Raw genomic sequence first — 14,267 nt, forward strand, 5'->3', positions numbered from 1 at the left:
GTTCAGGCGCGGGCAGTCAGGCTGGCGTCCATGCTTCCCCGGCAGGCAGCGGCGCGAATATCTCGTCGATCAGCGTATCGCTGACAGCTTCGGGCGTCGCCGGATTCCATTTGGGCGCATTGTCCTTGTCGATGATCACCGCACGCACGCCTTCGATGAAGTCGTGCCGCATCACGACGCGGCTGCCCACCGCATATTCCTGCGCCATCTCGTCGGCGAAGCTCTTCATCGCGGCGCCTTCCGCGAGCAGACGGAGCGCGACCTTCATCGTCTGGGGCGATTTGGTGTCGAGCGTCGCCAGCTCCTTCACCGCCCAGTCCGAACCGTCGGCACGGAGCGCGGCATAGATGTCCTCCAGCCGGTCCGAAGCGAAAAGCTCTGCGATGGCGTCGAGATTATCCTCGATCCGCGCCGCCGGCGGCTCTTCCGAAAAAGCTTCGAGAATGGCTTCGACGGCAGAAGGATCGGCGACGATCTTCGCCTTCACCTCGTCGAGCGACGCGGCGGGGATATAGTGGGTCGCAATGCCGAGATAGAGGCACTCCGCCCCGTCAAGCCGCGCACCGGTAAGCGCAAGGAACTGCCCCACGCGCCCGGGCAGGCGCGACAGATACCAGCCGCCGCCGACATCGGGGAAAAGGCCGATCCCCGTTTCGGGCATGGCGAACTTGCTATTCTCGGTCGCCACGCGGAAGCGACAGGGCAGCGATATGCCGACACCCCCGCCCATGGTGATCCCGTCCATGAAGGCGACCGTCGGCTTGGCGTATGTGAATAGCCGGTTGTTGAGGCGATATTCGGTGTGGAAGAAGGCGCGTGCCTCCACACCGTCCTTCGCGCCGCTCTCGGCCAGCATCCGGATGTCGCCGCCGGCGCAGAAGCCCCTGCCCTCGGCATGATCGATGATCAGCAGATCGATCGCGGGATCGTTCCGCCACGCTTCCAGCGCCGCCAACATCGCCTCGCACATCGACAGGTTGAGCGCGTGGATGGCCTTGGGGCGATTGAGCCGGATACGGCCAGCCTTGCCCTCGATACCGGTCAGCAAATCGCTCATTGGCGCGTCAGCTCCCGCCCGACGATCATCCGCATCACCTGATTGGTGCCCTCGAGGATCGAATGGACGCGCAGGTCGCGCCAGAAGCGCTCGACCGGATAGTCGCGCAGATAGCCGTAGCCGCCGTGGAGCTGAAGCGCGCGATCCACGATAGAGCTGCCATTATCGGTCGCCAGCCGCTTCGCCATCGCCGAGAAGCGCGACTTGTCGGGCGCGTTGGCATTGACCTTGGCCGCCGCGAGATAAAGCAACGCTCGCGCCGCCTCCAGATCGGTCGCCATGTCCGCGAGCGTGAACTGCGTATTCTGGAATTCAGCGACAGGCTGGCCGAATTGCTGACGTTCCTTGGTATATTTCACGGCTTCGTCAAGGCAGCGCTGCGCGCCCCCCAGCGAACAGGCGCCGATATTGAGCCGCCCGCCATCGAGCCCGGCCATCGCGAAGCGGAATCCGTCGCCTTCCACACCAACGCGGTTCTCTACCGGCACGCGGCAATCCTCGAAGATCACCTGCGCGGTCGGCGACGCGTTCCATCCCAGCTTCTTCTCGGGCGCGCCGAACGACAGGCCGGGCGTATCTTTCTCGATAACCAGGCAGGAAATGCCCTTCGATTTTTCCTCGCCGGTGCGCACCATGCAGACGTAAATGTCGTTGTAGCCTGCGCCCGAGATGAACTGCTTGGTGCCATTGAGCACATAATGATCGCCGTCGCGGCGTGCGCTCGTCTTGAGCGCGGCGGCATCCGAGCCCGATCCCGGCTCGGTCAGGCAATAGCTGGCGATCTTCTCCATGCTGACGAGATCGGGAAGGAAGCGATCCTTGATCGCCTGATCGCCGAAACGATCGATCATCCAGGTCGCCATATTGTGGATCGAAATATAAGCGCTGGTCGCGGGGCAGCCATAGGCCATCGCCTCCATGATCAGCGCCGCTTCCAGCCGGCCCAGCCCGATCCCGCCCGATTCCTCGGCGACGTAGATGGCGCCGAACCCCAGCTCGCCCGCCGCCTTCCACACATCGACCGGGTAATGGTGTTTCTCATCCCATTCGGCGGCGAAGGGCGTGATGCGATCGGCGGTGAAGCGGCGTGCAAGCTCCTGAATCTCGCGCTGGTCGTCGGTCAGGTCGAACTGGTTGGTCATTGTCTGTCCCGGCTTGAGTCGAACGTCCCTATCACCCCATCGTCGGAATGACGAAGGCGTTGCCGCCATCGGCGCTGCCGTCGGGCCAGCGCTGGGTCACGGTCTTGGTCTTGGTCCAGAAGCGGACGCCCTCCATGCCGTGCTGGTTGATGTCGCCGAAGGCCGACCGCTTCCAGCCGCCGAAGCTGTGGTAGGCGACGGGCACCGGGATCGGCACGTTGATGCCGACCATCCCGACATTGACGCGCGCGGCGAACTCGCGTGCGGCATGGCCGTTGCGCGTGAAGATCGCGACGCCGTTGCCATATTGATGGTCGCTCGGCAGCTTGAGCGCCGTCTCGAAATCGGGCGCACGGACGATCTGGAGGACAGGCCCGAAAATCTCTTCCTTATAGGCCTGCATGTCGGGCGTTACGCGATCGAAGAGCGACGGGCCGATGAAGAAGCCCTGCTCATGCCCTTGCAGCTTCAATCCGCGCCCATCGACGACCAGTTCCGCGCCTTCGTCGACGCCGGTCTGGATCCAGTTCTCGACGCGCGCCTTGTGCGCCGCGTTGACCACCGGGCCATAATGCGCCTCGGCATCGGTCGAGACGCCGACCCGCAGCGTCTCGATCGCGGAGATCAGCTTGGCGCGAAGCGCGTCGGCCGTCTTCTCGCCCACCGGCACCACGACGGGTAGCGCCATGCAGCGCTCGCCCGCCGATCCGAAGGCAGCACCCGACAGATCGTTCACCACCTGATCGAGATCGGCGTCGGGCATGACGATACCGTGATTCTTGGCGCCGCCCATCGCCTGCACGCGCTTGCCCGCGTCGACGCCGCGCCGATAGACATAGTGCGCAATGTCCGACGATCCGACAAAGCTCACCGCGCTGATCGCAGGATGATCGAGGATCGCATCGACCATCTCCTTGTCGCCATGGACGACCTGCAGGATACCCTCGGGCAGGCCGGCTTCGCGAAAAAGCTCGGCGAGGCGGACGGGAACCGAAGGATCGCGCTCCGAGGGTTTCAGGATGAAGGCATTGCCGCAGGCGATCGCGACGCCCGACATCCAGAGCGGGATCATCGCCGGAAAGTTGAACGGGGTGATGCCTGCGCCGATACCCAGCGGCTGACGCATAGAGTAGACGTCGATTCCGGGGCCGGCACCCTGCGTATATTCGCCCTTCAGGGCATGGGGGATGCCGCAGGCGAACTCGATGACCTCAAGCCCGCGCTGGATATCGCCCTTTGCGTCGGCAACGACCTTGCCATGTTCGGAGGCCAGCAGCCGCGCGAGGCTTTCCATATTGGCCTCGACCAGTTCCTTGAAGCGGAACATTACGCGGGCGCGGCGCTGCGGATTGGTGGCGGCCCATGCCGGCTGCGCGGCCTGCGCGGCGGCCACCGCCCTGTCGAGCAGCGCCTTGTCGCCCAGCGGCACGCGCGCCTGCACCTGTCCGCTATTGGGGTCGAACACGTCGCCGAAACGCGTCGCGCCGCCAGCCCCGCCCACGACGAAATGGTCGATATCGCGCATCTTCAGGCTCCTGCTGCAAATTTGTTTGGGCGATCCATATCAACCCCAAAATCGCAGACAAGCACGCATTATCGCATTTACCTGCTGCATTATCGCAGCAATAAGCGCGCATCATGAACTGGGACGATCTGCGCATCTTCCTCGCCGTGGCGCGTGCGGGCACATTGAGCGCGGCGGGCCAGCGGCTGGGTATCGACGCGACCACGGTGGCGCGGCGCGTCGCCCGGCTCGAAGCGCGTCTTGGGCGCACGCTGTTCGAGCTGACCCCCGCCGGGCATGCATTGACCCCACGCGGGGCGGAGCTGCTTGCCCATGCCGAGGCGATGGAAAGCGCCGCGCTCGCGCTCAGCGCCAGCGACGAGGACGGCGGGCATCCCGGCGGCACCATCCGGGTCAGCGTGTCGGAAGGGTTCGGCGGATCGATCATCGCGCCCCACCTCGCGCGCTTCGCTGCCGCCAACCCGGATCTTGCGGTCGAGCTCGTCGCCTCCACCGGCTTCCTCAATCCGTCTCGGCGTGAGGCCGATGTCGCGATCATGCTCGCACGCCCCAAGGCCGGCCCACTGCTGGTCCGCAAGATGACCGACTATCGGCTCGGGCTCTATGCCGCGCGCAACGCGGTGCCGGAAGGCATTGCCCGCATCGCCGATCTCGCCCGGCAGCGGCTCGTGGGCTATGTGCCCGACCTCATCTATTCGCCTGAGCTGCGCTATCTGGAGGATGTCGGCGACGGGCTGGCGGCATCGATCGCAAGCACTAGCGTCGCTGCACAGGCGACGATGATCGCAAGCGGGGCGGGCGTGGGCATCATCCCCTGCTTCATCGGCGACGCCGATCCGCGGCTGATGCGCCTGCTCGCCGACCGGATCGATATTCGCCGCACCTTCTGGCTGGTCGTCCACCGCGACCTGCGCGGCGTATCGCGCGTGGCGCGCTTCGTCGACTGGCTCGACGCGCTGGTGGCCGAGCTGCGTCCGCTGATCGAGGGGAGCGCGGGATGAGCGCGCATCAGGACCGCCGCCTGCTGGCGATCGGCGCGCGGCTCGCCTCGGTCATCTGCCTGTCGCTGATGTTCGCGCTGGTGAAACTCGTCGGCGCGCGCGGGGTCAATCTGGTCGAAAGCCTTTTCTATCGACAGGCGCTCGCCATTCCGCTCGTTCTCGGCTGGATCGCGGCCGGACCGGGCTTCGGCTCGCTCGCGACCAAGCGCTTCGGCGCGCACGTCTGGCGCTCGGCTGTCGGCATGACCGGCATGGCGCTCAACTTCACGACCTATATCTTGCTGCCGCTCGCCGAAGCGACGACGATCCTGTTCTCGGTCCCGATCTTCGCGACCATCCTGTCGGCACTGGTGCTGCGCGAGCCGACAGGATGGCATCGCTGGGGGGCAGTGGTCGTCGGCTTCATCGGCGTCGTCATCGTCGCGCAGCCCGGCGGGCATTATGCGGCGCCGCTGGGCGTGCTCGTCGGCATTACCGCTGCGGTCGTCGTCGCGGCGGTCAGCATCACGCTCCGTCAGATCGGCAAGACCGAAAGCGCGACAACGACGGTCTTCTGGTTCACCATCCTGTCGAGCGCGCCGCTGGGCGTAGCGATGTTCCATTTCGGGCGCTGGCACGATCCGGCGACCATGGCCATGCTGGTGGCGCTCGGGCTGCTCGGCGGCATCGCGCAGCTCATGTTGACCGTCTCGCTGCGGCTTGCCCCTGTCTCGGTCGTGCTGCCAATGGACTATTCGAACCTGCTTTGGGCAACGCTGCTCGGCCACGCGCTGTTCGGCACCTTCCCGACGGCAGCGACATGGATCGGGGCGCCGATCATCGGCGCGAGCGGCCTCTACATCGTCTATCGCGAGCATCGGTTGCACCGCGAGCGCACCGCCGTCGCGAGCGCTGGAGATTAGGCCTCCGCGTCCGCCTTGCCTGGCACGATCGCGAGCACGATCCACGTGATGCCCGAGAACATCACGCAGAGGATAAGCGTCAATTCGGGGCTCCATCCGATATCGCGGGCGCGCTTGGCGACGAGGTTGAGCGTGCCGAAGATCACCAGCAGCGAGATCGCGATGATGATGGTGAATGCCGTCAGACCCAGCGCAGGGAGGATCGGGCCGGTGGCGGTCAGCGTCCGATAAGGATCGAGGCGTTCAAATACGCCAGCGAACAGCCCGAACATCAGCCCTACCGCTATGAGCGCAGCATCGAGGAGCAGCGTGAGGCCGATGAAGCGCAGCCGCCCGATCCGTCCCGACGAGAAGCTACCGAACATGTCCGTCAACACTATGCGTCCCCCTTCCCCCTATTTGCGCCCGAACAGCTTCTCTATGTCGCCATGCGCCAGTTTTACCCAGGTCGGACGGCCGTGGTTGCACTGGCCGCTATGCGGCGTGACTTCCATCTCGCGGAGCAGCGCATTCATTTCGGTGACCGAGAGCACACGCCCTGCACGCACCGACCCGTGGCAGGCCATCGTCGCGGCGACCAGATCAAGACGCTCCTTGAGCGACAGCGCCTGATCGAACGCGGTGAGTTCATCGGCAAGATCGGTGACGAGGCCTTTGATGTCGCCCGCGCCCAGCATTGCCGGCGTCGCGCGCACCAGCATCGCCGAAGGACCGAAGCGTTCGAGTTCGAGCCCGAGGTCGGACAGCTCGGCGATGCGTGCCTCGAGCCGGTCGCACGCCGGCTCGTCGAGCTCGACGACTTCGGGGAGGAGCAGCGCCTGCCGCGCGACGCCGCCATTGGCAGTCGCCTTGCGCATCCGTTCGAGCACCAGCCGTTCGTGCGCGGCATGTTGATCGACGATGACCAGACCATCCTCCGCCTCTGCGACGATATAAGTCTTGGCGACCTGTCCGCGCGCGACGCCGAGGGGATAGGAAACGGGTTCAGGCGGCTGCGCATAAGCCGGCTCGCTGCGCGCCATCGGCGGCGCGGAGAAGCCTGCCGTGCGATCCCAGACGGCATGCTGCGTTTGCTGGCGCGGCATCGGCGCCCAATCGGGCGCGAGCGGCTCGGCCTGCCAGGCTCCAAGCGCAGCAGCCGCAGGTCGCTGGACGCTGCGATGGCCCGCCGCATCGAGCGCGTGACGCAGCCCGCTGACGATCATGCCCCGAATGAGGCCGGGATCGCGGAAGCGGACTTCGGTCTTGGCGGGGTGGACGTTCACGTCGACGGCGTCGGTGGGCACGTCGAGGAACAACGCGACTACCGGATGCCGGTCGCGCGCCAGCACGTCGGCATAGGCGCCGCGCACGCTGCCGACGAGCAGCCGGTCCTTCACCGGACGGCCATTGACGAAGAGATATTGATGATCCGCGACGCCGCGATTGAAGGTCGGCAGACCGGCAACGCCGCCAAGCCGGACGCCTTCGCGCAGCAGATCGACTGCGACGCTGTTGTCGGCGAGCGCGCGATCGGTGAGCGCCGCGACCCGGGTCGGGCGGTCCTCGCCCGGCGGGACCGAGAAGGCAGTACGTCCGTCATGCTCGACCGAGAAACCGATTTCGGGTCGCGCCATGGCGAGCCGGCGCATCACGTCGAGGCAAGCTGCATATTCGGAACGGGCCGAGCGCATGAACTTGCGGCGCGCCGGCACCTTCTCGAACAACGCCTCGACGCGGACGCGCGTGCCCGGCGGAAGCGCTGCCGGCCCCTCGCCCACCAGTTCGCCATTATCGACGATGCGGCTCCATCCGTCGGCGCCGCGCACGCGCGATTCGAGGGCAAGGCGCGCGACGCTCGCGATCGAGGGCAGCGCCTCGCCCCGGAAACCAAGGGTCGTGACCGCTTCGATCGCGTCGTCGGGCAGCTTCGACGTGGCGTGACGTTCGAGCGCGAGAGCCATGTCTGCGGGCGTCATGCCGCAGCCGTCATCGGTCACTTCGACGAGATCGGTGCCGCCCGAAACGAGCTTCACGGCAATGCGAGTCGCGCCCGCATCGATGGCGTTCTCAACCAGTTCCTTAAGCGCGCTGGCCGGCCTTTCGACCACTTCACCGGCGGCTATGCGATTGACGAGATGTGAAGGCAGGCGGCGTATTGACATGGGCTGGTGTCTAGCCCAAGCGGCCTCATCCCGCATCCCGGCGTTTACCTAAATTTTTTGGCGCGGCGCCGGACGGGGGCGACGGGACGGGCAAGGCCGCGAGAGTGGTCAGGGCGAGACACAGACAGGACGTAAATGGCTTTCACCCGCTTTTTCAAGTTCATGTCCCACGACATGGCGATCGACCTCGGCACGGCTAACACGGTCGTCTATGTGCGCGGGCGCGGCATCGTGCTCAACGAGCCGTCGGTCGTCGCGATCGAGACGATAAACGGCATCCGCAAGGTGAAGGCCGTCGGCGACGACGCCAAGCTGATGATGGGCAAGACCCCTGATTCGATCCAGGCGATCCGCCCCTTGCGCGACGGCGTAATCGCAGACATCGACGTCGCCGAGGAAATGATCAAGGAATTCATCCGCAAGGTGCATGGCGGCCGCAAGTCGACCTTCATGCGCTGGCCGGAGATCGTGATCTGCGTGCCTTCGGGCTCCACCACGGTCGAGCGCCGCGCAATCCGCGACGCCGCTTCCAACGCCGGCGCCAGCCAGGTATTCCTGATAGAGGAGCCGATGGCGGCCGCGATCGGCGCCGACATGCCGGTGACCGAACCGATCGGCTCGATGGTTGTCGACATCGGCGGCGGCACCACCGAAGTCGCGGTGCTCTCGCTCCGCGGCCTCGCCTACACCACTTCGGTCCGCGTCGGCGGCGACAAGATGGACGAAGCCATCGTCTCCTATGTCCGCCGCAACCATAACCTGCTGATCGGCGAAGCCACGGCCGAACGTATCAAGAAGGAAGTCGGCATCGCCAAGCCGCCCGCCGACGGCGTTGGCCTGACCATCCAGATCAAGGGCCGCGACCTCGTCAACGGCGTCCCCAAGGAAATCGAGATCAACCAGGGCCAGATCGCCGAGGCGCTCAGCGAGCCGGTGGGCACGATCATCGAGGGCGTCCGCATCGCGCTGGAGAATACCGCGCCGGAGCTCGCCGCCGACATCGTAGATCAGGGCATCGTCATCACCGGGGGCGGCGCGCTGCTCCAGGGCCTCGACGAAGTGCTGCGCGACGAGACTGGCCTGCCCGTCACCGTCGCCGACGATCCGCTGACTTGCGTTGCGCTCGGTACCGGGCGCGCGCTCGAGGATCCGGTCTATCGCGGCGTCCTGCAAAGCGCGTGAGGGCGCGCGTGCCTGCCTTCTCCGACCGCTCATCCCCGCGCCGGCCGGTTCGCGACGATCGCGTCCGGCCCGCGCGGGCGTGATCGCGCGCTAGGGAGACGGCAATGGCGCCGCCCAGCAACCGGCGGCCGGGTTATTCGCGCAAGGCCCAGTACGGCCTGTTCATCGGCTATGTCGCGACGGTCGCGGGGGCTGTCTTCGCGCTGTTGCTGATCGCCGCCGCGATCTTCGACCCGACCGGCTTCGGCGCAATCCGCGCCATGATGAGCGACCTGACCGCGCCGATCTCCGGCATCGGGCGCAGCGCCGCGCGTGGCGGCGAGCGCGTGGTCGACGAGGTCGCCGCCTATATCAGCGCCGGCTCCAAGAATCGCGCCCTCACCGCCGAGCTTGAGCAGCACCGGATCGAGCTGGCCCGCGCGCGCGCGATCGAGGCGGAGAATATCCGCCTGAAGGCCGTGCTGCGCGTCACCGACAAGACGCCCGAACGTGTCGCGATCGCGCGCCTCGTCAGTTCCTCGCTGACCAGCAGCCGGCGCTTCGCGGTCATGGATGCGGGCTATGCCGACGGGGTGCGCACCGGAATGCCGGTGCGCGCCGCCGCAGGGCTGATCGGGCGCGTGGTCGCTGTTGGCCATATGACCGCGCAGATCGCCCTGCTCACTGACGGCGGAACAGTCGTGCCCGTCCGCCGCGCCAAGGACGGGCTGCCCGCGATCGCTACCGGCAGCGGCGAAGGCGCGATCGACCTGCGCGCGCTCGGCGCCGGCGACAATCCCTTCAAGGCCGGCGACGTGTTCGTCACTTCGGGAGTCGGCGGCGTCTACGCGCCCGACATTCCCGTCGCCGTCGTCGTCCGCGTCGCAGGCGACCAGACCGTCGCACGCCCGCTCGCCGACCCTGCCCAAACCGATTTCGCGATCATAGAGCCGCTGTTCCAGCCGGCGATCGAAAAGCCGCTGGCGCCACCGCCAGCCCCCCCGGCCCGCCAATGACGCGCCTTGTCGGCATGGAAACGAGCCAGCTGACGCTGAGCCTGCGTGCGCGCGCCGTGCCGATCGCGTCGACGATGGCCGCCGCCTTCGCCAGCCTCCTCCCGCTCGTGGCGCAGGCGCCGATCCTGCCACCGCTCAGCTTCCTCGTCCTGCTCGCCTGGCGCCTGCTCCGCCCCGAATTCTGGCGCATCTGGGCGCCGCTTCCGCTGGGACTGTGGGACGACCTGTTCAGCGGCCAGCCGCTAGGCAGTGCGATGCTCAGCTGGACGCTGGCCTTCCTGATCATCGAGACCATCGACAAGCGGCTGCGCTGGCGCGATTACTGGCAGGACTGGCTGGTCGCCGCCGGGATCATCAGCTTCGTGATCGTCGCGAACTTCATGATCGCCGTCATGACCGGTGGTGGAGGTCCCGTTCGCGTCGTCGTGCCACAGATCATTGCTTCGATCCTGCTTTTCCCCCTCGTCGTCCGCTTTTGCGCGGCGCTTGATCGATGGCGGCTGCTGCGATGAAGCTGTTTGGCAGCCGGCAAGTCTCCGAAGGCGGCCAGGGTTTCATCTTCACGCGGCGCGCGCTGTTCCTCGGCGCAGCGCAGGCAGGTGTCGGTGCGATGCTTGTTGGCCGCATGGCCTGGCTCTCGGTGGTCGAGAACGACCACTACAAGCTGCTGTCGGAAAGCAACCGCGTCAACATGACGCTGGTCCCGCCACGGCGGGGCTGGATTATCGATCGCCACGGCAAGCCGATCGCGATCAACCGCACCGACTTCCGCGTCGACCTGATCCCCGAGCGGCTCGCCGACGCTGATCGCACGCTTGCCTCGCTTCGCCAGATCCTCAGCCTCAGCGACGACGAAATCGAGCGCATACGCGAGGATCTGGACAAGAGCGCTGGCTTCCAGCCGGTGCAGGTCGCGGAGAATCTCGACTGGGATCATTATGCCGCCGTCAGCGTCCGCCTCAACGAGATGCCCGGCGTTGCGCCCGCGCGCGGCTATTCACGTTTCTATCCTGATGGCGCCGCGGTCGCGCATCTGATCGGCTATGTCGGCAGCGCGTCGGCGGACGATTACAAGAAGACCCACGATCCGCTGCTCATCACTCCCGGCTTCAAGGTCGGCAAGGACGGGCTTGAACGCACGCTGGAGCCCGTCCTGCGCGGCAAGCCCGGCGCCAAGCGCGTCGAGGTCACCGCGCGCGGCAAGGTCGTTCGCGAACTGACCACCCAGCCCGATACGCCCGGCAAATCGGTGCGGCTGACGATCGATGCCGGGCTGCAACTCTATGCCGCGCGTCGGCTGGGCACCAATTCGGGATCGGTGGTGGTGTTCGACTGCCATACGGGCGAGATGCTGACGATGGTCTCCATGCCCGCCTACAACCCGAGCAGCTTCTCCGACGGGATCAGCCATCTCGAATGGGACATGCTGTCGAGCAACGATCATGTCCCCCTTATGAACAAGGTGACGCAAGGCCTTTATCCGCCTGGATCGACGGTCAAGCCGATGAACGGGCTGGCGCTGATGCGCGCGGGCGTCAGCCCCGAAGAACGCATCGTCTGCACCGGCGCGCTGCGCGTCGGCAACGGCGTGTTTCATTGCCACAAGCGCGGCGGGCACGGCGCGCTCGATCTCAAGCATGCGATCATGCAGAGCTGCGACATCTATTTCTACGAGATGGTCCGCCGGCTGGGCTACGACCGCGTCGCCGAAGTCGCGCGGATGACGGGGCTCGGGCAGAAGTTCGATCTGCCCTTCGCCAGCCAGCGCTATGGCACCGTGCCTGACAGCCAGTGGAAGGAACGGCGATACAAGACGAGCTGGACGGTCGCGGATTCTCTCAATGCCTCGATCGGCCAGGGCTATGTGCTCGCCAATCCACTCCAGCTCGCCGTCATGGCCTCGCGCATCGCATCGGGACGCGCGCTCGATCCGGTGCTGTTCATGAAGCAACAGCGGCATGAAGCACCCGCCCTCGATATCGATCCGGAGCATCTGGCGATCGTCCGCGACGCAATGTCTGGCGTGGTCAATGGCGGCGGCACCGGCGGCGCTGCGCGCCTGCAGGTGCCCGGCGTGATGCTTGCGGCCAAGACAGGCACTGCGCAGGTCCGGCGCATCACCATGGCCGAGCGGCGCGCGGGCGTGCTCAAAAACGCCGCCCTGCCCTTCAAACTCCGCGACCACGCGCTGTTCGTCTGCTTCGCCCCGGCGGACAATCCGCGCTATGCTGCAGCGGTCGTGCTCGAGCATAACGGCCATACCGTCCGCAATCTGGATACACCGCTGATCGGCCGCGACATCATGACCTACCTCTTCGATCAGGAACGCGCGATGGCGAGCCTTGCCGAGGTCGAACCGACCTGGGGCGGCGATTTCATCACGCGCATGGCGGCCGAGGAAGCCGCGTTCAAGGCGGCACGCGACGGGACGGCGGCAGCCGAGGCAGCCGCGAACGTGGCGTCAGGCAACAACATGGCCGCGCGCTTGCCTGCCGCGTCGCCTGCGCCCGCCGACACTGACGATCAGCAATGAGCCGCCTCGGCCGCCCAGGCATCATCCCCGCGCCGCTCCGCCAGCTGCCATGGCAGCTGCTGTTCCTGATCCTCGCCATCACCGGCTTCGGCCTGACGGTGCTCTATTCGGCGGCTGGCGGCAGCTTCACGCCCTGGGCGGCTTCGCAGGGCTTCAAGTTCGTCGTCTTCCTCGGCGGCGCGATCCTGTTGTCGCGCGTACGGGAGGAGGTTTGGCAGCAGCTTGCCTTCCCGGCTTATGCCGTGATCGTACTCATGCTCGCCGCTGTCGAATTGATGGGCAAGGTGAGCGGGGGCAGCCAGCGCTGGATCGACCTCGGCTTCATCCGGCTCCAGCCCTCCGAATTCATGAAGCCGGCGATCGTGCTCGCGCTCGCCCGCTTCTATTCGCTGCTTCCCGCAGCGCAGCTCCGCTCGCTCAACGCCGTGTGGCCGGCCGCCGCGCTGCTTGCGGTGCCGGCGGGGCTGGTCATGCTCCAGCCCGACCTCGGCACGGCGATGATGATCGTCTTCGGCGCCGTGACCGTGATGTTCCTCGCCGGCATCCCGCTTCGCCTCTTCATCGGCGCCGGTGCGCTACTTGCGGCTGCGGCGCCGATCGCCTTCTCGATGCTCCACGACTATCAGCGCAACCGCGTGCTGATCTTTCTCGATCCGGAATCCGATCCGCTCGGCACCGGCTATCATATCAGCCAGTCCAAGATCGCGATCGGATCGGGGGGCATATTCGGCAAGGGCTTTCTCAACGGAACGCAAAGCCATCTCGACTATCTGCCCGAGGGGCATACCGACTTCGTCTTCGCAACGATGGCGGAAGAATGGGGTCTTGCCGGCGGACTGTTCCTGATCGTCGCCTTCATCCTCGTCGTGCGCTGGGGCCTCAATGTCGGGATCCGGGCCGAATCGCGCTTCGCCAAGCTGACGGCGGCAGGACTGGCGACCTCGATCTTCTTCTACATGGCGATCAACCTGATGATGGTGATGGGGCTAGCGCCAGTGGTGGGCATCCCCTTGCCGCTCGTCTCTTTTGGCGGATCGGCGATGATGACCGTGATGATCTGCCTCGGCATATTGATGTCGCTCGACCGCCAGCCTCGCCGCAGCGGCCTGCGTTGAGGCAGCAAGGGCGCTGCAAAGCGCCGATCGCGGCGCACGACAAAAAATTTCGCCGATATGGGTTGACTGCGCGGCCCCGATCGACCATTTCGCCGCCTCCCGAGTGGACGCATAGCTCAGTTGGTAGAGCAGCTGACTCTTAATCAGCGGGTCCTAGGTTCGAGCCCTAGTGCGTCCACCACTTTCCCCCATAAAATCAAGCACTTATGAGAATGGCGGCAGGCCCTAATCTGGCTCATTTCAAATTTGCGCTACAGTTTGCGCTACAGATTTGAGGTGATGCGAGGTTCCGCCAGGTTCGACAATTTTCCATCGGCACGCCGCTAGAAGCACGCCGCAGAAAGATGGCCGGCGTGTGTTCAAACCCCAAACCGAATCGCTTTGCTCGTCATGGAAACGCGGTCCGTCACGCCAGCCGCGAAATAAGGCCCGGCCAGACGTTCAGCTTGGCCGCGACCCCTCTGCCGAAAGGCGAGAGGCACGTTCCATCGCACGCTCGGCCAGCCATTGGTCGATCTCGTCCTCGATCCAACGGTTCGTTCCCACACCGAGCTTGAGTGGAGGCGGGAAGCGCCCTCGCTTGATCAGTCGATGCAGATGTTGCCGGGTGAAGGGAATGCCCTTCGCCTTGAGGTCGGGAAAGGCCAATAGACTAGCCATGGACGTGTCCG

At 65.9% G+C, this 14,267-nt stretch carries 13 protein-coding genes and 1 tRNA gene; 8 read left to right on the plus strand and 6 right to left on the minus strand.

Annotated features, from left to right (window positions below):
• Positions 1–16: 16 nt before the first annotated feature.
• From AC3WT0_RS15585 to AC3WT0_RS15595, 3 genes are read right to left on the minus strand one after another with little or no spacing between them, the layout of a single operon-like run.
• Positions 17–1,057 (minus strand): enoyl-CoA hydratase/isomerase family protein, encoded by a 1,041-nt coding sequence (locus AC3WT0_RS15585; RefSeq protein ID WP_492754361.1) that lies wholly within the window; start codon positions 1,055–1,057, stop codon positions 17–19.
• Positions 1,054–2,199: an acyl-CoA dehydrogenase family protein gene (locus AC3WT0_RS15590; RefSeq protein WP_492754362.1), complete on the minus strand. Its 1,146-nt coding sequence runs from the start codon at positions 2,197–2,199 to the stop codon at positions 1,054–1,056. Before AC3WT0_RS15590 ends, AC3WT0_RS15585 begins: the two co-directional genes overlap by 4 nt.
• 31 nt (positions 2,200–2,230) lie before the next feature.
• The gene (locus AC3WT0_RS15595; protein ID WP_492754364.1) at positions 2,231–3,724 is read right to left on the minus strand and encodes a CoA-acylating methylmalonate-semialdehyde dehydrogenase; all 1,494 of its coding nucleotides are present in this window, start codon (positions 3,722–3,724) and stop codon (positions 2,231–2,233) included.
• Positions 3,725–3,837: 113 nt separating this feature from the next.
• On the opposite strand from AC3WT0_RS15595, the gene AC3WT0_RS15600 reads away from it, so the two are divergent.
• Positions 3,838–4,725: a LysR family transcriptional regulator gene (locus AC3WT0_RS15600; protein WP_492754365.1), complete on the plus strand. Its 888-nt coding sequence runs from the start codon at positions 3,838–3,840 to the stop codon at positions 4,723–4,725.
• A complete protein-coding gene (locus AC3WT0_RS15605) occupies positions 4,722–5,627 on the plus strand; it encodes a DMT family transporter (protein ID WP_492754366.1) in 906 nt (301 codons plus the stop codon). The genes AC3WT0_RS15600 and AC3WT0_RS15605 overlap by 4 nt, the downstream gene beginning before the upstream one ends.
• Here AC3WT0_RS15605 and AC3WT0_RS15610 read toward each other — a convergent pair.
• On the minus strand, positions 5,624–6,004 hold the full coding sequence (locus tag AC3WT0_RS15610) for a DUF805 domain-containing protein (protein ID WP_492754367.1): 381 nt from the start codon (positions 6,002–6,004) through the stop codon (positions 5,624–5,626). The two genes, AC3WT0_RS15605 and AC3WT0_RS15610, sit on opposite strands and share 4 nt — an antisense overlap.
• A gap of 18 nt (positions 6,005–6,022) precedes the next feature.
• Positions 6,023–7,771, minus strand: a complete 1,749-nt coding sequence (gene mutL / locus AC3WT0_RS15615; protein ID WP_492754368.1) for a DNA mismatch repair endonuclease MutL — start codon at positions 7,769–7,771, stop codon at positions 6,023–6,025.
• A 135-nt stretch (positions 7,772–7,906) separates the two neighbouring features.
• On the opposite strand from mutL, the gene AC3WT0_RS15620 reads away from it, so the two are divergent.
• The 6 genes from AC3WT0_RS15620 (at position 7,907) to AC3WT0_RS15645 (ending at position 13,777) form a co-directional block, all read left to right on the plus strand.
• Positions 7,907–8,953, plus strand: coding sequence for a rod shape-determining protein (locus AC3WT0_RS15620; protein ID WP_492754369.1), 1,047 nt, complete (start codon positions 7,907–7,909; stop codon positions 8,951–8,953).
• 104 nt (positions 8,954–9,057) lie between these two features.
• Positions 9,058–9,948, plus strand: a complete 891-nt coding sequence (locus AC3WT0_RS15625) for a rod shape-determining protein MreC (RefSeq protein ID WP_492754370.1) — start codon at positions 9,058–9,060, stop codon at positions 9,946–9,948.
• Complete coding sequence (mreD, locus tag AC3WT0_RS15630; protein ID WP_492754371.1) at positions 9,945–10,460, plus strand: rod shape-determining protein MreD; 516 nt, start codon at positions 9,945–9,947, stop codon at positions 10,458–10,460. The genes AC3WT0_RS15625 and mreD overlap by 4 nt, the downstream gene beginning before the upstream one ends.
• Complete coding sequence (mrdA, locus tag AC3WT0_RS15635) at positions 10,457–12,481, plus strand: penicillin-binding protein 2 (protein WP_492754372.1); 2,025 nt, start codon at positions 10,457–10,459, stop codon at positions 12,479–12,481. Before mreD ends, mrdA begins: the two co-directional genes overlap by 4 nt.
• Positions 12,478–13,596: a rod shape-determining protein RodA gene (gene rodA, locus AC3WT0_RS15640; RefSeq protein WP_492754373.1), complete on the plus strand. Its 1,119-nt coding sequence runs from the start codon at positions 12,478–12,480 to the stop codon at positions 13,594–13,596. Before mrdA ends, rodA begins: the two co-directional genes overlap by 4 nt.
• A 105-nt stretch (positions 13,597–13,701) precedes the next feature.
• Positions 13,702–13,777 (plus strand) — tRNA-Lys (locus tag AC3WT0_RS15645).
• A 260-nt stretch (positions 13,778–14,037) separates the two neighbouring features.
• Here AC3WT0_RS15645 and AC3WT0_RS15650 read toward each other — a convergent pair.
• The gene (locus AC3WT0_RS15650; RefSeq protein WP_492754374.1) at positions 14,038–14,256 is read right to left on the minus strand and encodes a helix-turn-helix transcriptional regulator; all 219 of its coding nucleotides are present in this window, start codon (positions 14,254–14,256) and stop codon (positions 14,038–14,040) included.
• Positions 14,257–14,267: the final 11 nt, after the last annotated feature.

It is taken from the genome of Sphingomonas sp. EU05-FHT14C10 (assembly GCF_058790595.1).

Excerpts from the sequence above, each read along its gene's own strand:
- AC3WT0_RS15620 (WP_492754369.1), top strand. The coding sequence starts at position 7,907 with ATGGCTTTCACCCGCTTTTTCAAGTTCATGTCCCACGACATGGCGATC.
- AC3WT0_RS15650 (WP_492754374.1), bottom strand. The coding sequence starts at position 14,256 with ATGGCTAGTCTATTGGCCTTTCCCGACCTCAAGGCGAAGGGCATTCCC.
- AC3WT0_RS15590 (WP_492754362.1), bottom strand. The coding sequence starts at position 2,199 with ATGACCAACCAGTTCGACCTGACCGACGACCAGCGCGAGATTCAGGAG.
- mutL (WP_492754368.1), bottom strand. The coding sequence starts at position 7,771 with ATGTCAATACGCCGCCTGCCTTCACATCTCGTCAATCGCATAGCCGCC.
- AC3WT0_RS15625 (WP_492754370.1), top strand. The coding sequence starts at position 9,058 with ATGGCGCCGCCCAGCAACCGGCGGCCGGGTTATTCGCGCAAGGCCCAG.
- mrdA (WP_492754372.1), top strand. The coding sequence starts at position 10,457 with ATGAAGCTGTTTGGCAGCCGGCAAGTCTCCGAAGGCGGCCAGGGTTTC.
- AC3WT0_RS15600 (WP_492754365.1), top strand. The coding sequence starts at position 3,838 with ATGAACTGGGACGATCTGCGCATCTTCCTCGCCGTGGCGCGTGCGGGC.
- AC3WT0_RS15595 (WP_492754364.1), bottom strand. The coding sequence starts at position 3,724 with ATGCGCGATATCGACCATTTCGTCGTGGGCGGGGCTGGCGGCGCGACG.
- AC3WT0_RS15585 (WP_492754361.1), bottom strand. The coding sequence starts at position 1,057 with ATGAGCGATTTGCTGACCGGTATCGAGGGCAAGGCTGGCCGTATCCGG.
- AC3WT0_RS15605 (WP_492754366.1), top strand. The coding sequence starts at position 4,722 with ATGAGCGCGCATCAGGACCGCCGCCTGCTGGCGATCGGCGCGCGGCTC.
- rodA (WP_492754373.1), top strand. The coding sequence starts at position 12,478 with ATGAGCCGCCTCGGCCGCCCAGGCATCATCCCCGCGCCGCTCCGCCAG.
- mreD (WP_492754371.1), top strand. The coding sequence starts at position 9,945 with ATGACGCGCCTTGTCGGCATGGAAACGAGCCAGCTGACGCTGAGCCTG.